This window comes from Corynebacterium sp. MSK204, assembly GCF_030229885.1.
GTDB lineage: Bacteria > Actinomycetota > Actinomycetes > Mycobacteriales > Mycobacteriaceae > Corynebacterium.
In genome coordinates this window covers 26,461-47,142 of sequence record NZ_JASPGQ010000016.1, presented here as the reverse complement: position 1 = coordinate 47,142, position 20,682 = coordinate 26,461, and the positions used below count along the sequence as shown (strand labels likewise).

Here is a 20,682-nt window from a genome sequence, read left to right as displayed (position 1 = left end):
AACCGGCTACCGGGCGGCTACCGCCACCCCGGTACCTGGTACCGCCTTACCGGTCCCTAAAACAAGCCCGCGTCACTTGAAGTCTTATGGTGATATTTTTGTCTATAAGGATCGTCATAGATAAATGGCGGGGTCCTGTGGATGCATGCTTGAGGGGCTTGCATCCACAGGGGCTAGCTAAAAGTCCTTTTTTACGTCGTGATTTGCTGCCTTGATTTTGTAATCATTAACAAAGGCGTCCAGCTTGTGATTGGGTCGTGGTGTGGGGTGTTCTGTCTGGTTTAGAATCTCCCGTGCTATCTGAGCGCTGAGACGCGGTGCTACTTCTGTGTGATGCAAGGTAAAATCTCCCGGTAGTGTGATGTGCATTACTTGAGGTAATTAGAATCTACATGAGCACTTTGGGTCCGGGTATCCTACAAAAGTTCTATATCTCGTTTCAGGAAGTGTGTTTTGAACAAACGAGTCGGTAGGATAAGCCACCATGCTGCCCAAGTCCCGCATCTTCTCCGTCCTCCTGCTCGGCCTCGGCGTTGCGCTGGTGACCGCCGGAGTAGCGGCGCCGGCGTTTTTGGATTTCTCGCCGCGGCTGCCGTTGGAACTCAAAAACACCACGTGGACTCTTAAGGATGAGTCCGCGGATTCCCAAGTGGTCAATAAGGATGGAACGTCGCCTTATTCCGGGCCGATGACCTACCAGATCAATGCGGGCATCCAAGAGCCTTCGGATGAAGATACTGCGACGCTGCGCATAGGGGAGACGCGCCTGCGCGACGATGGCCAAGGACTCGATGATTTAAGCCAGGCGCAGGTGTGGACCTATCCCATTGACCGCCTGAGCGGTGAGGCAAAGGCAGAGGCCAGCCTGAGCCATACCTTGGCCAGCCCTGAGGAGAAGGTTGCTGTCGATGGGTACTGGCTAAAATTCCCGGCGGATGTGGAAAAGACGAATTACCCAGTCTTTGACCCCACCTTGCGCAAGGCAGTGGACGCGGTCTTTGAAGAGGAAACTGAAATAGATGGCCGTACGGTGTATCGGTATCACCAGGAAATCGAGCCAACAAACGTAGCGCAGCTTTATGCCGCCGATGGCAATACCACCTCTTTCCCCAAGGAAGATGGGGGACACGAACCTGGTTATTTGATGCACTCGGGCAGTACGGATTTCTACGTCGACCAAGCTACCGGCCTGGTGGTGGGCATGGACATGGATATCGATGACTACTACGCGGACCGAGAGGGCGTAGGCCGCGAGCAAGCATTCGTCTTTAATGGTTCCACCTCAGAGAAGTCCCGCGCGGCGCTACTCGATGAAGCGAAATCGTTCCCACGTAACCGCGTGGCGGAGATTGCGCGGTGGGCGGCACTGGGTATCGGTATCGTGTTCACCTTTATTGGAGTCATTGGGGCGCTGGGAATTTACGACCATAAAAACAAGCATGTGCGCCGACGCGGAAAGAAAAGCGCCAGCGAAATTACTAGCGAAAGTGCCAGATAAGAGTATTAAGCGCGGTTCGGGTTGCGGTGGAATGAGTTTTTAGTGGTACGGTGCTTGTGGTTGCCCCGCTAGATCTGGCGCAACATTATTGCCGCGTTGGCGCAGCGGCGAGCGAGAGCTTGCCCCCGAACGCGGAATGAAAAAAGCCTTAAGAGTGGTGTGTCTTTACATACTTGAGTTTTTCCTATACACTAATTCGTTGCGCTGGAATCTGGATCTTCGGTGCACATTTAGCCTTTCGGGTTGGTGATGGCAAAACCGACTTGACAAGGTGATTTTGTGCATTCTGAACCCAGACACTCCACAGCAGACCGAATGCTAAAATTACCAGCGGTTTTGCTGCTCGTCGGCCAGGGCGAGTAGCAATCCGCGTGAGGTGCTGGAAGGACCCATCTTGGCAGTCTCCCGCCAGACCAAGTCAGTGGCCAATATCCCCGGAGCCCCGAAGCGATACTCGTTTGCAAAAATTAGCGAGCCTATCGCCCTGCCGGGCCTCCTTGACGTACAACTCGATTCCTTTGCTTGGCTCGTCGGCTCGCCGGAATGGCGCGAGCGTGAGCAGGCTGAGCGCGGCGATAACGCACGCGTGACGAGTGGTCTCGAGGATATCCTCGAAGAGCTCTCGCCGATTCAGGACTACTCGGGCAATATGTCCCTGTCCTTGTCGGAGCCTCGCTTCGAGCCGGTGAAAAACACCGTCGACGAGTGTAAAGAAAAGGACATCAACTACTCCGCGCCGCTGTACGTGACCGCAGAGTTCATTAATAACGACACCCAAGAGATTAAGTCGCAGACCGTCTTCATCGGCGACTTCCCGATCATGACGGATATGGGTACCTTCATCGTGAACGGTACCGAGCGTGTCATCGTCTCCCAGCTGGTGCGTTCCCCAGGCGTGTACTTCGATCGTTCCATCGATAAGTCCACCGAACGCCCGCTGCACTCCGTGAAGATTATTCCTTCCCGCGGTGCTTGGCTGGAGTTCGACGTGGACAAGCGCGATACCGTCGGCGTGCGCATTGACCGTAAGCGCCGCCAGCCGGTGACCGTCCTGTTGAAGGCGCTGGGTTGGTCCGAGGAGCAGATCAGGGAGCGCTTCAGCTTCTCTGAACTCATGATGTCCACCCTGGAATCTGACGGCGTTTCCAATACCGATGAAGCACTGTTGGAGATCTACCGCAAGCAGCGCCCGGGCGAGCAGCCTACCCGTGAGCTGGCGCAGTCCTTGTTGGATAACTCCTTCTTCCGCGCTAAGCGCTATGACCTTGCCAAGGTTGGCCGCTACAAGGCCAACCGCAAGCTGGGTCTTGGCGGCGACCACGACGGTCTGATGACCCTGACTGAAGAAGACATCGCCGTCACCCTGGAGTACCTGGTACGCCTGCACGTTGGCGAGCGTGAGATGAAGGCACCCAACGGTGAGATGATCTCGCTGAACACCGACGACATCGACCACTTTGGTAACCGTCGTCTGCGCACCGTGGGTGAGCTCATCCAGAACCAGGTCCGCGTGGGCCTGTCCCGCATGGAGCGCGTTGTGCGCGAGCGCATGACCACCCAGGACGCAGAGTCCATCACGCCGACGTCCCTGATTAACGTGCGTCCGGTTTCTGCTGCTATCCGCGAGTTCTTTGGTACCTCGCAGCTCTCGCAGTTCATGGACCACAACAACTCCCTGTCCGGCCTGACCCACAAGCGCCGCCTGTCCGCGCTGGGCCCAGGCGGTCTGTCCCGTGAGCGCGCCGGCATTGAGGTGCGAGACGTGCACGCCTCGCACTACGGCCGCATGTGCCCGATTGAGACCCCTGAGGGCCCGAACATTGGCCTGATTGGTGCGCTGGCATCCTACGCCCGCGTGAACCCGTTCGGCTTCATCGAGACCCCGTACCGCAAGGTCGTTGACGGCAAGGTTACGGATCAGGTTGAGTACCTCACCGCTGATGAGGAGGACCGCTTCGCCATTGCTCAGGCTGAGGTCGAGCAGGACGAGGAAGGCCGCCTGATCGGTGAGCGCATCGAGGTCCGCCTGAAGGAGGGTGACATCGGAGTGACCGATGCCTCCGGTGTGGACTACGTTGACGTTTCCCCGCGCCAGATGGTCTCCGTTGGTACCGCCATGATTCCGTTCTTGGAGCACGACGATGCTAACCGTGCCTTGATGGGTGCGAACATGCAGAAGCAGGCGGTTCCGCTGGTTCGTTCCGAGGCCCCACTGGTGGGTACCGGTATGGAACAGCGCGCCGCATATGACGCTGGCGACGTCGTCATTACGCCTAAGGCCGGTGTGGTGGAAAACGTCACCGCTGACGTCATCACCATCATGGACGATGAGGGCCAGCGCGATACCTACATCCTGCGCAAGTTCGAGCGCACCAACCAGGGCACCAACTACAACCAGACCCCGCTGGTGTCCATGGGTCAGCGCGTAGAGGCTGGCCAGGTTTTGGCCGATGGCCCAGGTACACACAACGGTGAGATGTCGCTTGGCCGTAACCTGCTGGTTGCGTTCATGCCGTGGGAAGGCCACAACTACGAGGACGCCATCATCCTCAACCAGCGCATCGTGGAAGAGGACATCCTGACCTCCGTCCACATCGAGGAGCACGAGATCGATGCTCGTGACACCAAGCTGGGCGCCGAGGAAATCACCCGCGAGATTCCAAACGTCTCCGAGGACGTCTTGAGCGACCTCGATGAGCGCGGCATCATCCGCATCGGTGCTGACGTTCGTGCCGGCGATATCCTGGTGGGTAAGGTCACCCCGAAGGGTGAGACCGAGCTGACTCCGGAAGAGCGCCTGCTGCGCGCCATCTTCGGTGAGAAGGCCCGCGAGGTGCGCGATACCTCCATGAAGGTTCCGCACGGTGAGGTGGGCAAAGTCATTGGCGTTGCTCGCTTCTCCCGCGATGATGATGACGACCTGGCACCTGGTGTCAACGAGATGATCCGCGTCTACGTTGCACAAAAGCGCAAGATTCAGGACGGCGATAAGATGGCCGGCCGCCACGGCAACAAGGGTGTTGTGGGCAAGATTCTGCCGCCAGAGGATATGCCGTTCATGGAGGACGGCACCCCGGTGGATATCCTGCTGAACACCCACGGTGTGCCGCGTCGTATGAACATCGGTCAGGTGCTTGAGCTGCACTTGGGCTGGTTGGCTCACGCTGGTTGGAAGGTCGACACCGAGGATCCGGCTAACGCCGAGCTGCTCAAGACCTTGCCGGAAGAGCTTTACGATGTCCCAGCGGACTCCTTGACCGCGACCCCGGTTTTCGATGGTGCTACCAACCACGAGATCGAGCGACTGTTGGCATCGTCCCGCCCGAACCGCGACGGTGACGTCTTGGTCAACGAGCACGGCAAGGCCACGCTTTTCGATGGCCGCTCGGGCGAGCCGTACAAGTACCCCATCTCCGTGGGCTACATGTACATGCTCAAGCTGCACCACTTGGTCGATGAGAAGATTCACGCCCGTTCCACTGGTCCTTACTCCATGATTACCCAGCAGCCACTGGGTGGTAAGGCTCAGTTCGGTGGCCAGCGCTTCGGCGAGATGGAGGTGTGGGCAATGCAGGCTTATGGCGCTGCCTACACCCTGCAGGAGCTGCTTACCATCAAGTCCGATGACGTGGTAGGCCGCGTGAAGGTCTACGAGGCCATCGTGAAGGGCGATAATATTCCAGATCCGGGCATCCCTGAGTCCTTCAAGGTGTTGCTCAAGGAGCTGCAGTCCCTGTGCTTGAACGTGGAGGTTCTTTCCACCGACGGCACCCCGATGGAGCTGTCTGGCTCTGATGACGATGACATGGATAGCCCATCGCTTGGCATTAACTTGTCCCGCGATGAGGGTTCTTCCGCTGACATCGCCTAAATAGATTCTCGGTCCACTGCGGAATGCACGGTTCCGGTGTATAGCACCGGGGCCGCCGCGGGCGGGCAATAAAGATTAATTCATTAAAAGCCATCAATTCCTCACATTACGAGGATGAAAGGGAGACATTACGTGTTTGACGTAAATCTCTTCGACGAGCTCCGCATCGGTCTGGCCACTGCTGACGATATCCGTCGCTGGTCTAAGGGCGAGGTTAAAAAGCCCGAGACCATTAACTACCGCACGCTGAAGCCGGAAAAGGACGGCCTGTTCTGCGAGCGCATTTTCGGACCTACCCGTGACTGGGAGTGTGCTTGCGGTAAGTACAAGCGCGTGCGTTACAAGGGCATCATCTGTGAGCGTTGCGGCGTTGAGGTCACCAAGTCCAAGGTGCGCCGTGAGCGCATGGGCCACATCGAACTGGCTGCTCCGGTAACCCACATCTGGTACTTCAAGGGCGTTCCTTCCCGCTTGGGCTACCTGCTGGACCTGGCTCCGAAGGACCTTGAGCGCATCATCTACTTCGCTGCCAACATCATCACCTCCGTTGATGAAGAGGCTCGCCACAACGATCAGTCCACTCTGGAAGCTGAAATGCTGCTGGAGAAGAAGGACGTTGAGGACGATACCGAGTCCGAGATCGCAGAGCGCGCTTCCAAGCTCGAGTCCGACTTGGCAGAGCTGGAGGCAGCCGGTGCGCGTGCCGATGCCCGCAAGAAGGTACAAAACGCTGCCGATAAGGAAATGCAGCACATCCGCGAGCGCGGCGAGCGCGAAGTCGCACGCCTGGATGAAATCTGGAACACCTTCCTGAAGCTTGCTCCGAAGCAGATGGTCATCGATGAGACCATCTACGAAGAGCTGGTTGACCGCTACGAGGATTACTTCACCGGCGGCATGGGTGCAGAAGCCATCCAGACCTTGGTCCGCAACTTCGACCTCGAGGCAGAGGCCGAGGAGCTGCGCGAGATCATCAACAACGGCAAGGGCCAGAAGAAGATGCGCGCGCTTAAGCGCCTCAAGGTTGTTGCCGCATTCCTGAACTCCGGCAACGACCCGGCAGGCATGGTGCTGGACGCTATTCCGGTTATCCCGCCTGAGCTGCGCCCGATGGTGCAGCTGGACGGTGGCCGCTTCGCCACCTCGGACCTGAATGACCTGTACCGCCGCGTTATCAACCGCAATAACCGCCTGAAGCGCATGATCGACCTGGGTGCACCAGAGATCATCGTGAATAACGAGAAGCGCATGCTGCAGGAGTCTGTGGACGCGCTCTTCGATAACGGCCGCCGTGGCCGTCCGGTTACCGGCCCGGGCAACCGCCCGTTGAAGTCTCTGTCTGACTTGCTCAAGGGCAAGCAGGGTCGTTTCCGCCAGAACCTGCTGGGTAAGCGCGTGGACTACTCCGGCCGTTCCGTTATTATCGTCGGCCCGCAGCTGAAGCTGCACGAGTGTGGTCTGCCGAAGCTGATGGCACTCGAGCTGTTCAAGCCTTTCGTCATGAAGCGCTTGGTTGAAAATGACTACGCCCAGAACATCAAGTCTGCAAAGCGCATGGTGGAGCGCCAGCGCCCAGAGGTCTGGGACGTGCTGGAGCAGGCCATTTCTGAGCACCCAGTGATGCTCAACCGTGCGCCTACGCTGCACCGCCTGGGTATTCAGGCCTTCGAGCCTAAGCTGGTTGAGGGTAAGGCTATCCAGCTGCACCCGCTGGCCTGTGAGGCCTTCAACGCCGACTTCGACGGTGACCAGATGGCAGTCCACCTGCCGCTATCCGCCGAGGCACAGGCAGAGGCTCGCGTGCTGATGCTGGCTTCCAACAACATTTTGTCCCCGGCATCCGGTAAGCCACTGGCTATGCCACGTCTGGACATGGTGACTGGCCTGTACTACCTCACCATGGACAAGGCAGAGGATGAGATCGGCGGCAACGGTCGCTACCGCGAGGCTGGCGAGGACTACCCGGCAACCGGCGTGTACTCCTCCTACGCCGAGGCCCTCATGGCCTACGACCGCGGCACGGTTGGCCTGCAGGCACCTATCAAGGTCCGCATCGATCACCTGCGCCCGCCAGAGGATATTGAGGCAGAACTCTTCCCCGATGGCTGGTCCAAGGGCCAGGCATGGTTGGGTTACACCACCATCGGCCGCATCATGTTCAACGAGCTGCTGCCGTGGAACTACCCGTACCTTGAGGGCATCATGGTCCGCAAGGGCGGCGGCACCGACGGCAAGGTACTCATTGGTGACGTGGTCAATGACTTGGCCACCAAGTACCCAATGATCACCGTGGCTCAGGTTCTGGACAACATGAAGGACGCCGGCTTCTACTGGGCAACCCGCTCCGGTGTGACCATTACGATGTCTGACGTGCTGGTGCTGCCGAATAAGACCGAGATCCTCGAGTCTTATGAGAAGGAAGCAGAGCGCATCGAGCGTAAGTACTGGGAGCAGGGTGCGCTTACGGAGCGCGAGCGTTATGACCGCCTGGTGGAGCTGTGGAAGGACGCTACCGACACCGTCGGTGAGGCCGTTGAGAGCATCTACCCGGATTACAACCCAATTCCAATGATTGTGAAGTCGGGTGCTGCCGGTAACATGCGTCAGATCTGGACGCTGGCCGGTATGAAGGGCATGGTTGTGAACTCGCACGGTGATTACATCACCCGTCCGATTAAGACCTCCTTCCGTGAAGGCCTGTCCGTGCTGGAGTACTTCAACAACTCCCACGGTTCCCGTAAGGGTCTGGCCGATACCGCGCTGCGTACCGCTGACTCGGGTTACCTCACCCGCCGTCTGGTGGACGTTGCTCAGGACGTTATCGTCCGCGAAGAGGACTGTGGCACCCGCCAGGGCGTGCGCGTTCCTATCGGCGAGGTCTCCGGCGACAAGGTCGTCCTCTCCGAGCTGTGGGAGACCTCCGCTTCCGGTCGCGTGCTTGCCACCGACGTCAAGGACGAAAGCGGCGAGGTCGTTGCAGAGGCTGGTGCAGACTTGACCGAGGAGCTTACGCAGAAGCTTCTCGATGCCAAGGTCACCGACGTCAAGGTCCGCTCCGTGCTGACCTGCCAGACCCCGGCCGGTGTCTGTGCTAAGTGCTACGGCAAGTCCATGGCATCCGGTCAGTTGGTCGACATCGGCGAGGCCGTCGGCATCGTGGCTGCACAGTCCATTGGTGAGCCTGGTACCCAGCTGACCATGCGTACCTTCCACCAGGGTGGTGTTGGTGGCGACATTACCGGTGGTCTGCCGCGTGTGCAGGAGCTGTTCGAGGCCCGTAACCCGAAGAACCGCGCACCAATTGCTTCCGTGGACGGCACCGTGTCCCTGTCTGATGAGGGCAACTTCTGGACCATGACCATCACCCCGGATGATGGTTCTGATGACGTGATCTACGAGAAGCTCTCCAAGCGCCAGGGCTTGGCCCAGGTGCGTCGCCCGATGGAGTCCAACCCGGATGCGATGATCGAGCGTTCCTTGAAGGACGGCGACCACGTTGAGACCGGTGACCGCTTGATGCGTGGTGCGGCTGACCCGCACGACGTGCTCGAGGTTCTGGGCCGTCGTGGCGTGGAGCAGCACCTCATCAACGAGGTGCAGGCCGTGTACCGCACCCAGGGTGTGGCCATCCACGACAAGCACATCGAGATCATCATCCGCCAGATGCTGCGCCGCGGTACCGTCATCGACGCCGGTACCACGGAGCTGCTGCCGGGCAACCTGATCGACCTTTCTGAGGCCAAGCAGATGAACGCTGCACAGGTTGCAGAAGGCGGCGAGCCGGCGCAGCTGCGCTCGGAGATCATGGGTATTACCAAGGCCTCCTTGGCTACCGAGTCCTGGCTGTCCGCTGCTTCGTTCCAGGAGACCACGCGTGTGCTTACCGATGCCGCTATTAACAAGCGCTCCGATAAGCTTATCGGCCTCAAGGAGAACGTCATCATCGGTAAGCTGATCCCGGCCGGCACTGGTATCTCCCGTTACCGCAATATCTCCGTCAAGCCGACCGAGGCTGCGCGCAACGCCGCATACTCGATTCCGACTTACGGCGATTCCATCTACGGCGATGATGGCTTCGGTGAATTCACCGGCGCCTCCGTTCCGCTGGATGAGGATTTCACCTTCTAAGTCCTAGGCGCTCGTGTCCCTCGGCACCGCGTTCAATTAGAGCCCCCGCTTCCGTGCATACGGTAAGCGGGGGCTCTTGTTGTTGGGGTTGTTGTCACGGTTGCGCATGCCTGATTCGGCCGGCGAATCGGTTACGGGGACCCGTATGCGTGCCTGCTAGTATGAGTAAAGCCTGTGGCCCAGATAAGTAAAATGTGGGCCTTAGACTACTTGATTTAAACCATTACACGGGAGCTTTCAGAATCTGTGGGCCCGCGGACGCACAGGTCGCCCCGGCACAGAAATGAAGGCTGAGATACTGCGATATAACGCGGTGAACCGTTGAACCTGATCCGGGTAATTCCGGCGAGAGGGAGGAAATAATGACTACTAATGCAGCTGCGTCCGCAGCGCCAAAGCGCAACTTGAATTGGCGCGTGGTGGACATCGTGGTGGCATCCGTCTTGGGTGTTGCCTGTGGCTTCGTATTCTTGGGCTGGAATGCCGTGGGCTATGCCTGGTATGAGGCCATGGATGCGCTTACGCCGGGCCTTGGCGGTTTGGCCACGGGCATTTGGCTGTTAGGCGGCATCCTGGGTGGATTGGTCATCCGCAAGCCGGGTGCGGCAGTCTACGTGGAGGTCCTTGCCGCCACGGTGTCAGCCGATTTGGGCTCGCAGTGGGGCATTAGCACCCTGTACTCGGGCCTGGCACAGGGTATCGGTGTGGAGATCATCTTCGCCATCTTCATGTACCGCCAGTTCAACCTTGGGGTGACCATCCTGGCCGGTATGGCAGCAGGCTGGGGCGCTTTCGTCCTGGAGCTGTTTACCTCCGGTAACCTCGCGAAGTCCTTCGAGTTCAATATTATCTACTTGGTCACCCTGACCATCTCCGGTGCCATCTTGGCCGGCGCCCTGGGCTTCTATGTGGTGAAGGCATTGGCAAAGACCGGTGCCCTTGACCGCTTTGCAGTAGGCCGCGAACAGCGCGCTTAGGGCTTAGACCGCTGTGACTGATTTTTCACGCTTAGCAGGAAACGCCACAAAAATATCGGCTCGCGGCTACGGCTGGACTCACGCTGGGCGCTCCCAACCGGCGCTGCAGGACATAGACCTTGTCATCGAACCCGGTGAGAAGGTCTTGCTGTGCGGGGATTCCGGCTCCGGAAAGTCCACGCTTTTGGCGGCGATCGCCGGCGTCTTGGGCTCTGATGAAGAAGGTACGCGAACCGGCACCATCACCTTGGAGGACTCTGCGGGCACGGTCGAAGAACCGGGCCGGACCATTCCGGTGGGGTTGGTCCTGCAGGATCCGGATTCCCAGGTTATCTCCGCGCGCGTGGGCGATGATATCGCCTTCGGCTGCGAGAACCTAGCTTATCCGCGCGAGGAGATCTGGCGCAGGGTGCGCCAAGCCCAAGAGTTGGTTGGCCCATATGTGGACCTGGATTTTCCCACCGAGCACCTCTCCGGCGGGCAGAAGCAACGCCTGGCGCTTGCCGGGGTCATCGCCATGGGCGCGGGCGTGGTCCTATTGGACGAGCCCACCGCCAACCTGGATCCGGAAGGGGCGCAGGACGTGGTGCGGGCCGTCGGCAAGCTGGTAGAGCACACGGGTGCCACCTTGGTGGTGGTCGAGCATCAGCATGCGGCGTGGGAAAGCGTGCTGGACCGCGCGGTAGAGCTGAAGGATGGGCGCATTATTTCCGATGCCCCCTTTGCCGATGCCGCCCGCAAGCGCCAGGTCACCGGCCTCCCGCAGGCGCGGTCGTTGGCAAGCGATGCCCTCGATGAGTCCAACGCGGCGCTGTGGAGCACGGACTTGGTAACCCGCTATGGGCCACCGCGGTCCATCTCCCTGCCGGCGGGGGCGTCGACCGTCATTACCGGCCGCAATGGCGTGGGAAAATCCACGTGGCTGATGACTATGGCGGGGCTACTTCCGGCCGAGTCCGGGGAAATCGGGGTCGCTGACTTCATCCGCCGCGACGTGAAGGGCCCACCTTCCCGGTGGAAATCCCGCGAATTGGCGGACCGCATTGGTTTCGTCTTCCAAAATCCGGAACACCAATTTGTCTCCCGCAGCGTGGAAGAGGAATTGCGGGTCGCGCCCAAGGTCATGCGCGTTGATCCCCCAGAGGAACGCATCGCCCAGTTGTTGGAATCGCTGCGCTTGGGGCACTTGCTCAAGGCCAATCCGTTTACGCTATCCGGCGGCGAAAAGCGCCGGCTTTCGGTAGCAACGGCTCTGGTGACCGCGCCGGAGGTGCTGCTCTTGGACGAGCCGACCTTTGGCCAGGATCCCGGCACCTTCGTGGAATTGGTGGGCTTGTTGCGCCAATTGGCCGATGACGGCACCACCATTGCCTCCATTACCCATGACCCGCTGTTTATAGAAGCCTTGGGTGACCACCAGGTGGAGGTGCACGGTGCCTAATCTCTTGCGCAACGTCAACCCGCTAACCCGCATCTTCTTGATGTTCGTCTGGGTTACGCCGCTGCTTGCCTCCATCGACTGGGTATCGGCGGCGATATCGCTAAGCCTGACACTCATCTTGGCGCCGTTATGTGGCGTCTCCTGGGTGCGCTTGTGGAAGGCCGGTTGGTTCTTATTCCTTATCGCCCCGCTATCGGGCATTTCCATGCTGCTCTATGGCGCGCCCGGGGGAGAGGAGTACTTCAGCTGGTGGCTGATTACGGTGACGGAAAATTCGCTCACCTTGGCCATTGCGATCACGCTGCGTGTGCTTGCGGTCGCACTACCAACGGTGGTGCTCGCACGCGATATCGATCCCACCGAGCTTGGCGATGCCCTCTCGCAGATCCTCCGCCTTCCCTCCCGCTTCGTCATTGGTGCTGTGGCCGGCGTGCGGATGATGACGCTCCTGAAATCCGATTGGCAATCGCTCGGCATGGCGCGCAGGGCCCGCGGGCTCATGGATGAAGGGCGCTTAAAGCACTTGCTTACGATGTCCTTTGGTCTGTTGGTGATTGCTTTGCGCCGCGGCGGCAAGCTTGCGACCGCGATGGAAGCACGCGGTTTCGGGCGCACCCCACCCGGAGGAGGGGAGCGGACCTGGGCCCGAGAATCCAGGCTGCAGGCCCACGATGGGTGGGTGATGGCCTGCGGCCTCGCCCTTGCTTGTGTACCGGTGGTAACTTCGGTACTTACTGGGGCCTGGAGATTCTTTGGCCTTTAATCCGCGAAAGCAGTGATTCAAGCACTATGGACATTGATGCCGAACAAGAGCGCCTCTTGGAGGACATCGTTAAGCTAGCAGCCTCACGAAAGCGTGCGTTTAAACCCGTCACGGTGCTTATCGATGGTCCCTCGGGCTCCGGCAAAACCTGGACCTCCGCCGCCTTGGCAGATCGTACCAATTGGCGGGTGGTTCACCTCGATGAATTCTATCCCGGCTGGCATGGCCTGGAAAAGGGCTCCGAGATGGTGGGCGAGCAAGTCTTGCGCACCATGAATCCCGGCTATTGGCGCTGGGATTGGGAAGCCAACTGCCCCGGTGACTGGGCCAGCCTCGATGTGCGCGATGATCTCATCGTCGAGGGCGTTGGCTCCGTCACCGCTGACAACATTGCGGCCGCGAAAAAGCGCGGCGCAGTAGTAACCGTGCGCATCGATGGCCCCCGCGAGCAGCGCTATGAGCGCGCGATTGCGCGCGAGCCGGCCTACGAAAAGTGGTTTGCCACTTGGGAAGAACAGGAAAAATCCTACTTTTCTGACAAGGCTGCAGAGCCAGACCTGACGTGGGAGTGGGAGTAGTCCCTCCGCGCCGCCGGCAGGATGGACTACCGGTTTTGTGTTCATGGCGCTGGCTTTGCTAGTCTTAGCGCTAGTTCACTATGTACTGCGCGCCCTGTGTGAATATGGCGCGCAAAGAACATGGTGAAAAGTCTGATCCTTAACAAGGCGCCCGCCTTGGGAAGAGTTCTGGACATGCGGAAGCGCCCCGGGAAAGAGCGCCTATTTTTGCATGTTTGGTTCCCTTCTTAAGAAGTGGTGCAATTCGACAGAAAGACTGTTTAATGCCAACTATTCAACAGCTGGTCCGCAAGGGCCGCCAGACCAAGCGCAAAGAGGTCTCTACCGCTGCGCTGAAGGGTTCTCCGCAGCGTCGTGGCGTGTGCACCCGCGTGTACACCACCACCCCGAAGAAGCCGAACTCCGCTCTTCGTAAGGTTGCTCGTGTGCGCCTTACCAGCGGCATCGAGGTTTCGGCCTACATCCCAGGTGAGGGCCACAACCTGCAGGAGCACTCCATGGTCCTCGTTCGCGGCGGCCGTGTGAAGGACCTTCCAGGTGTTCGTTACAAGATCATCCGCGGCTCCCTGGATGCCCAGGGCGTCAAGGACCGTAAGCAGGCTCGTTCCCGTTACGGCGCAAAGAAGGGACAGTAATAAACAATGCGTAAGAATGCTGCTCCGAAGCGTCCTGTAGTAAAGGACCCGGTATACAACTCCGAGCAGGTAACCATGCTCGTCAACAAGATCCTCCAGGATGGCAAGAAGTCCACCGCAGAGCGCATCGTCTACGGCGCGCTTGAGGCTTGCCGTGAGAAGACCGGCACCGACCCGGTTGGCACCCTGGAAAAGGCCCTGGGCAACATCCGCCCGGACCTCGAGGTTCGCTCCCGCCGTGTGGGTGGCGCTACCTACCAGGTGCCGGTTGAGGTCCGCCCAGACCGTGCCAACACCCTGGCACTGCGCTGGATGGTGACCTTCACCCGCCAGCGTCGCGAGAACTCCATGATCGAGCGTCTCTCCAACGAGATCCTGGATGCCTCAAACGGCCTCGGTGCTTCCGTGAAGCGCCGTGAGGATACCCACAAGATGGCTGAGGCTAACCGCGCCTTTGCTCACTACCGCTGGTAATTTTTAAGCACCTTCATCAATGGCCTAAGCAACGAGAAACGAGTTTCGCGCCGATTTCCGGGTTTCCCGGCGGCGAATTAAAACTTCATATCTCTTGCTTAGGCCATTTTGGTGGCACGTGGTGTGATTTAGTCCAGCACAGCTGGCCTAGTCCAGCGCATTCGCTTTGTGTCCAGTACACTGAAGCGATGGAAGTCTAGGAGCCGCTGGGCACCTAGCACGGCCACTCAATGGCAAACTTTTCAAGAACTTATCCATGCAGGCGTCTTAGCCAGGTTTCTGGTCACGGCGTCGACGACTATTAAGTTGGGGTATAAACGTGGCACAAGAAGTGCTCAAGGATCTGAACAAGGTCCGCAACATTGGCATCATGGCCCACATCGATGCTGGTAAGACGACCACCACCGAGCGTATTCTCTTCTACACCGGTATTAACCGTAAGGTGGGCGAGACCCACGACGGTGCATCCACCACTGACTGGATGGCACAGGAAAAGGAACGCGGCATCACCATTACCTCGGCTGCCGTGACCTGTTTCTGGAACAACAACCAGATCAACATCATTGACACCCCGGGTCACGTTGACTTCACCGTTGAGGTTGAGCGCTCCCTGCGTGTCCTCGATGGCGCCGTCGCCGTCTTCGACGGTAAGGAAGGTGTGGAGCCACAGTCCGAGCAGGTGTGGCGCCAGGCCGCTAAGTACGACGTTCCGCGTATCTGTTTCGTCAACAAGATGGACAAGCTGGGCGCAGACTTCTACTACACCGTTGACACCATCGTTGAGCGCCTGGGTGCCAAGCCGCTCGTTATGCAGCTGCCTATCGGCGCTGAGGATGACTTCGACGGCGTTGTTGACCTGCTGAACATGCAGGCCATCACCTGGCGCGGCAAGGTCGAGACCGGCGCTGAGCCAACCTACGAGGAGATCCCTGAGGACCTCAAGGAAAAGGCTGAGCAGTACCGCGAGCAGCTGGTTGAGGCCGTTGCAGAGTCTGATGAAGAACTCATGGAGAAGTACTTCGGCGGCGAAGAGCTCTCCATCGACGAGCTGAAGGCCGGCATCCGTAAGCTGACCATCAACTCCGAGATTTACCCGGTCTACTGCGGTACCGCTTACCGCAACAAGGGTGTCCAGCCGCTGCTGGATGCTGTTGTGGACTTCCTGCCTAACCCGCTGGACGTGGGCGAGGTTATCGGCCACGCTGTGGGCGATGAGGACCAGCAGCTTACCCGTAAGCCTTCCGTTGAGTCTTCCTTCTCCGCACTGTCCTTCAAGATTGCAGCTCACCCGTTCTTCGGTCAGCTCAACTTCGTGCGCGTGTACTCCGGCCAGGTCACCCCTGGTACCGAGGTCATGAACTCCACCAAGGGCAAGAAGGAGCGCATCGGTAAGCTCTTCCAGATGCACGCCAACAAGGAGAACCCGGTGGAGCAGGCTGACGCCGGCAACATCTACGCCGTTGTTGGTCTGAAGGAAACCACCACCGGTGACACCCTGTGTGACAAGAATGACCAGATCATTCTTGAGTCCATGGACTTCCCGGATCCGGTTATCAAGGTCTCCATCGAGCCAAAGACCAAGGCCGACCAGGAGAAGCTGGGTAACGCCATCCAGAAGCTTGCTGCCGAGGATCCAACCTTCACCGTTGAGCTGGATGAGGAAACCGGCCAGACCGTCATCGGCGGTATGGGCGAGCTCCACCTCGACGTGCTTGTTGACCGCATGAAGCGCGAGTTTAAGGTCGAGGCGAACATCGGTAACCCACAGGTTGCTTACCGCGAGACCATTCGCCGCAAGGTGGAGTCCATCGACTACACCCACAAGAAGCAGACCGGTGGTTCCGGCCAGTTCGCAAAGGTCATCTGCACCATCGAGCCGTACAACCCGGACCCAGAGACCTTGGAAGAGGGCGAATCTGCAACTTACGCCTTCGAGAACGCCGTTACCGGTGGCCGCGTGCCGAAGGAATACATTCCTTCCGTCGATGCTGGTATCCAGGACGCTATGCAGTACGGCTACCTGGCTGGCTTCCCGATGGTCAACATCAAGGCAACGCTGGAAGACGGCGCTTACCACGACGTTGACTCCTCCGAGATGGCCTTCAAGCTGGCTGGCTCCCAGGTATTCAAGGAAGCTATGGCCAAGGCAAAGCCGGTTCTGCTGGAGCCAATGATGGCCGTTGAGGTTGTTACCCCTGAGGAGTACATGGGTACCGTTAACGGTGACATCTCCTCCCGTCGTGGCCAGGTCTTCGCCATGGAAGACCGCTCTGGTGCCAAGGTTGTCAAGGCCAAGGTTCCGCTGTCTGAAATGTTCGGCTACATCGGTGACCTGCGTTCTTCCACCGCAGGCCGCGCTAACTTCACCATGGTCTTCGACTCCTACGCTGAGGTTCCTTCCTCCGTGGCTCAGGAGATCATCGAAGAGCGCACCGGCGGCGCTAACTAATAGCGACGCCCCGCCCGTTCAGCGGTGGCTAAGGGCTGGTAGTCTCTGCCAGTAGATGCCAGCCTCACCGCTAAATGTGGCAACTGGGCCAGGGTAGCGGCGGGCTGAGTTTGCAGCTAAAACCATTGGTTGTGAATTGAGCCGGCCGTTACCCTCCCAGGATCCTTTATTTGAGACTCTTGTTGAGGGAAATGGCCGCGAAGATTCGCGGGGTTACCTCCTATAATGGCGGTTTGAAAAAACCGCGGGATAAATCTAGGATCGTGTAACTGGCACGTAAAGAAAGCGTCATTAGCGCTTTGTCCCAGATATTGGGTCAGGTGCCAATGACAACTGTCAACCACGTGGCTGCGAAGGTCGTAGCCACCATATAGTCCAGGAGGACATACAGTGGCAAAGGAGAAGTTCGAGCGTACGAAGCCGCATGTGAACATCGGCACCATCGGACACGTCGACCACGGCAAGACCACCACCACCGCAGCGATCACCAAGGTTCTGGCTGACCAGTACCCTGAGGAGAACCAGGCATTCGCGTTCGACATGATCGACAAGGCTCCTGAGGAGAAGGAGCGCGGTATTACCATTAACATCTCCCACGTGGAGTACTCCACCCCGAAGCGTCACTACGCACACGTTGACGCCCCGGGCCACGCCGACTACATCAAGAACATGATTACCGGCGCAGCTCAGATGGACGGCGCTATCTTGGTTGTTGCTGCAACCGATGGCCCGATGCCACAGACCCGCGAGCACGTTTTGCTTGCTCGCCAGGTTGGCGTTCCTTACATCCTCGTTGCACTGAACAAGTGCGACATGGTTGACGATGAGGAAATCATCGAGCTCGTGGAGATGGAAATCTCCGAGCTGCTCGCAGAGCAGGACTACGATGAGGAAGCTCCTATCGTTCACATCTCCGCTCTGAAGGCACTCGAGGGTGACGAGAAGTGGGTGCAGTCCATCGTTGACCTGATGGAGGCCTGCGACAACTCCATCCCTGATCCGGAGCGCGCTACCGATCAGCCGTTCTTGATGCCTATCGAGGACATCTTCACCATTACCGGCCGCGGTACCGTTGTTACCGGCCGTGTTGAGCGTGGTCGTCTGAACGTCAACGAGGACGTTGAGATCATCGGTATCCAGGAGAAGTCCCAGAACACCACCGTTACCGGTATCGAGATGTTCCGCAAGATGATGGACTACACCGAGGCTGGCGACAACTGTGGTCTGCTTCTGCGTGGTACCAAGCGCGAAGACGTTGAGCGTGGCCAGGTTGTTATCAAGCCGGGCGCTTACACCCCTCACACCAAGTTCGAGGGTTCCGTCTACGTCCTGAAGAAGGACGAGGGCGGCCGCCACACCCCGTTCATGAACAACTACCGTCCTCAGTTCTACTTCCGCACCACCGACGTTACCGGTGTTGTGAACCTGCCTGAGGGCACCGAGATGGTTATGCCTGGCGACAACGTTGAGATGTCTGTTGAGCTCATCCAGCCTGTTGCTATGGACGAGGGCCTGCGCTTCGCTATCCGCGAGGGCTCCCGCACCGTCGGCGCTGGCCGCGTTACCAAGGTTCTTGACTAATCGAGGCTTCGTAACCGCTCAGTAGAGCTTTAAGAGTCCGCTGCACCGCATGCCGGTGTGGCGGACTTTTTTGATTCCTACACGCCTTGAATTGGAAAGGTCTTCGTCCACCGGCCGCCGGTGCATTAGCGGCTGTCTGCTGCACTCCGTGGTAACTGTAGAGCCAGCCGGAGGCATAGGATCGCTGTTGGAGGCCTGAAGGCAGCGATATGGTTATGCCAGGGTAGAGGCTATCTCAGAGGTTCCTAGGCGCTTGGGCCAACGGCTTGGCTGGCCCCCTTCGGCAGGAGGCGCTTAAGGATGGTTCTAAGGGTATTCCGGGGTCGTGGGGCCCTTAAGCTGGCGTACGGACTGCGCTAACGCCTAATGGTCCGGCGGCGCGATGCTGTCCCGCTCGCACGCACGGAGGAGCGAGGCTATTGCCTTTGAGTTGGGCCTGGATTGGGATACCGGGGCCAAACACACTCAGAGACGAAGGAAGGCCTCCCACACCTGCTAGCAGGTGGTGGAAGGCCTTTACTCGTTAAGGGAGGTAGGTACTACTTCTCCCAGCCGATGTTTTCCTTAGGGATGACGGCGAAGCCGAGGGCACCCATGTTGGCGAGGCCCTTCTTCTGGCCGACCATCACTGGACCGTTGGCGTATGGAAGCAGTCCGTACTCAGCGAAGGCCTCGGACTCAAGCTCGTTGATGCGCTCGATCTGCTCCTCGCGGGTTGGCAGCTTCTGCATTTCCTCGATCTTCTTATCGAATTCCTCGCTACCGGTCGAGGACTTGTTGAGGGTAGAGTCGCTAGCGTAAGTCTGGCCGAAGTATGCTGGGCCGAATGGGTCACTTGCAGCGAAGCCGGAGAGCAGGAGGTCGAAGTCGCGCTCGCTGGTGATTTTGGAGAAGTCAGAGCTTGGGCGCTCCTCAATCTTCAGCTCAATGCCCGCGTCCTTCAGCATCTTTTGGACGGCGGCAGCGGTGGACTTGGAGACCTCGTCATCGCCGATAAGCACGTAGCGTAGGGAGAGCTTGTCGCCGTCCTTGGCGTAGTAGCCGTCATCGCCCTCAGAGTAGCCGGCGTCTTCCAGTAGGCTCTTTGCCTCTTCAACGTCGTACTCGAGAACCTCAGAGAGGTTGTCCTTGTAGTCTTCCTGGGTTGGGTAGAGGGTCAGGGATCCCGGCATTTCCTCTTCATAGCCAAGCCCGTTGTAGCGGATTTCTGCGAGCTGGTCGCGGTCGATGGCTGCAAATACTGCGTGGCGAACATCCTTATCAGCCAGCTGTGGGGCCTTGGAGTTCAAGGTGAACAGGACGCTGGCCGGGCGGGTAGCTGCACGGACATCGATGGAATCGCCCATATCTGCGGCGATGGTGAGGTTATTCTTACTTCCCACACCGGCCGCGTCGATTTCGCCGGCCTGGAAAGCGTTGATGGTTGCCTGGGACTCCATCACGCGGTAGCTGACCTTGTCCAGCTTCGGCTCATCGCCCACCACTTTTCGTTAGGTACGAAGGACACGGTGCCGCCGCGGAAGTCGGCGTTGTCAACCTTGAATGGGCCCGCGCCGTACTGTGGGTTGAGCTTGCCCAAGTACTCTTGGTCAAACTTCTCGGCGGTATCGATTGCTGGGTGCAGGATGTCGTTGAAAAGTCCCTGCCACCATGGGTATGGACCCTCGAAGGTGACCACGGCTTCCTTGTCATTCTCGCCCTTCTCCACGGATTCGATGAGCTCGTAACCGTCGGTGGAGTTGACCTGGACGTCCATGTCCTTGCCGTTGTTGAAGCGCCAGGTGTTCTCGAAAGCGGTCCAGTCAATGGGGGTGCCATCGTTGAAGGTTGCGTCATCATTGATGTCGTAGGTTACGACGGTCTTATCGCCCTCAGTGGACTCGTCTACCGAATCCAGGTACGCGGGGTTTGGGGTGTAGTGACCCTCACCGTCATAAAGCGCCATCTGCGGGTTGTACCAGCTCCACACGGTGCCGGTATCCACGGTCATGTTGGCGTGGAAGTTGTTTTGCTGCTCAGTTAGCTCGCCGAGGGCGAGGGTGAGCTCACCGCCATCCTTAATCTCATCGCGTTCTTTTTCGTTGTAGTCACCGGTGGGCTTGACGTCGATCTCGAGACCGCCAACTGCCTTATTGGAGGAACCGTCGCCGTTGCCACCGTCAGAGCCCGAGCAGGCGGTGAGTGCGAGTGCCGTGGCGGAGAGAGTGGCAACCGTTGCTATGCGGAAGCGACCGAACTTTTTCATGGGGATTACTCCTTGCGTGAGATGAAGACGAAGTTGGCATAG

11 protein-coding genes and 1 pseudogene are annotated in these 20,682 nt (G+C 58.8%); 11 read left to right on the top strand and 1 reads right to left on the bottom strand.

The genetic code is table 11. The features are described 5' to 3' along the window. Positions 1 to 484: 484 nt before the first annotated feature. The 11 genes from pgfA to tuf all read left to right on the top strand — a co-directional run bounded on the left by pgfA (position 485) and on the right by tuf (position 18,395). The gene (gene pgfA / locus QP908_RS10075; RefSeq protein ID WP_284772182.1) at positions 485 to 1,498 is read left to right on the top strand and encodes a cell envelope lipid trafficking protein PgfA; all 1,014 of its coding nucleotides are present in this window, start codon (positions 485 to 487) and stop codon (positions 1,496 to 1,498) included. Between the two features lie 376 nt (positions 1,499 to 1,874). Beyond that, positions 1,875 to 5,369, top strand: coding sequence for a DNA-directed RNA polymerase subunit beta (rpoB, locus tag QP908_RS10070; RefSeq protein ID WP_023016723.1), 3,495 nt, complete (start codon positions 1,875 to 1,877; stop codon positions 5,367 to 5,369). 132 nt (positions 5,370 to 5,501) lie between these two features. After that, entirely contained in the window at positions 5,502 to 9,497 is a 3,996-nt protein-coding gene (locus tag QP908_RS10065; protein WP_239275503.1) for a DNA-directed RNA polymerase subunit beta', read from the top strand. A 362-nt stretch (positions 9,498 to 9,859) separates the two neighbouring features. Next, positions 9,860 to 10,474: an ECF transporter S component gene (locus QP908_RS10060; protein ID WP_239275505.1), complete on the top strand. Its 615-nt coding sequence runs from the start codon at positions 9,860 to 9,862 to the stop codon at positions 10,472 to 10,474. 13 nt (positions 10,475 to 10,487) lie between these two features. Then, positions 10,488 to 11,915, top strand: a complete 1,428-nt coding sequence (locus tag QP908_RS10055; protein ID WP_284772181.1) for an ABC transporter ATP-binding protein — start codon at positions 10,488 to 10,490, stop codon at positions 11,913 to 11,915. Further along, positions 11,908 to 12,678: an energy-coupling factor transporter transmembrane component T family protein gene (locus tag QP908_RS10050; protein ID WP_284772180.1), complete on the top strand. Its 771-nt coding sequence runs from the start codon at positions 11,908 to 11,910 to the stop codon at positions 12,676 to 12,678. The genes QP908_RS10055 and QP908_RS10050 overlap by 8 nt, the downstream gene beginning before the upstream one ends. A 26-nt stretch (positions 12,679 to 12,704) precedes the next feature. Then, positions 12,705 to 13,256, top strand: a complete 552-nt coding sequence (locus tag QP908_RS10045; protein ID WP_239269122.1) for a nucleoside/nucleotide kinase family protein — start codon at positions 12,705 to 12,707, stop codon at positions 13,254 to 13,256. Between the two features lie 263 nt (positions 13,257 to 13,519). Next, a complete protein-coding gene (rpsL, locus tag QP908_RS10040; protein WP_005276879.1) occupies positions 13,520 to 13,891 on the top strand; it encodes a 30S ribosomal protein S12 in 372 nt (123 codons plus the stop codon). A 6-nt stretch (positions 13,892 to 13,897) separates the two neighbouring features. Next, positions 13,898 to 14,365 (top strand): 30S ribosomal protein S7, encoded by a 468-nt coding sequence (gene rpsG / locus QP908_RS10035; RefSeq protein ID WP_023025169.1) that lies wholly within the window; start codon positions 13,898 to 13,900, stop codon positions 14,363 to 14,365. A 319-nt stretch (positions 14,366 to 14,684) separates the two neighbouring features. Then, positions 14,685 to 16,814, top strand: coding sequence for an elongation factor G (gene fusA, locus QP908_RS10030; protein WP_237799365.1), 2,130 nt, complete (start codon positions 14,685 to 14,687; stop codon positions 16,812 to 16,814). Between the two features lie 390 nt (positions 16,815 to 17,204). Continuing rightward, on the top strand, positions 17,205 to 18,395 hold the full coding sequence (gene tuf / locus QP908_RS10025; protein ID WP_023025170.1) for an elongation factor Tu: 1,191 nt from the start codon (positions 17,205 to 17,207) through the stop codon (positions 18,393 to 18,395). Between the two features lie 539 nt (positions 18,396 to 18,934). Here tuf and QP908_RS10020 read toward each other — a convergent pair. Then, positions 18,935 to 20,640 (bottom strand): annotated as a pseudogene (locus tag QP908_RS10020) (ABC transporter family substrate-binding protein). Between the last annotated feature and the right edge of the window lie 42 nt (positions 20,641 to 20,682).

Excerpts from the sequence above, each read along its gene's own strand:
- rpsL (WP_005276879.1), top strand. The coding sequence starts at position 13,520 with ATGCCAACTATTCAACAGCTGGTCCGCAAGGGCCGCCAGACCAAGCGC.
- QP908_RS10045 (WP_239269122.1), top strand. The coding sequence starts at position 12,705 with ATGGACATTGATGCCGAACAAGAGCGCCTCTTGGAGGACATCGTTAAG.
- pgfA (WP_284772182.1), top strand. The coding sequence starts at position 485 with ATGCTGCCCAAGTCCCGCATCTTCTCCGTCCTCCTGCTCGGCCTCGGC.
- QP908_RS10060 (WP_239275505.1), top strand. The coding sequence starts at position 9,860 with ATGACTACTAATGCAGCTGCGTCCGCAGCGCCAAAGCGCAACTTGAAT.
- rpsG (WP_023025169.1), top strand. The coding sequence starts at position 13,898 with ATGCGTAAGAATGCTGCTCCGAAGCGTCCTGTAGTAAAGGACCCGGTA.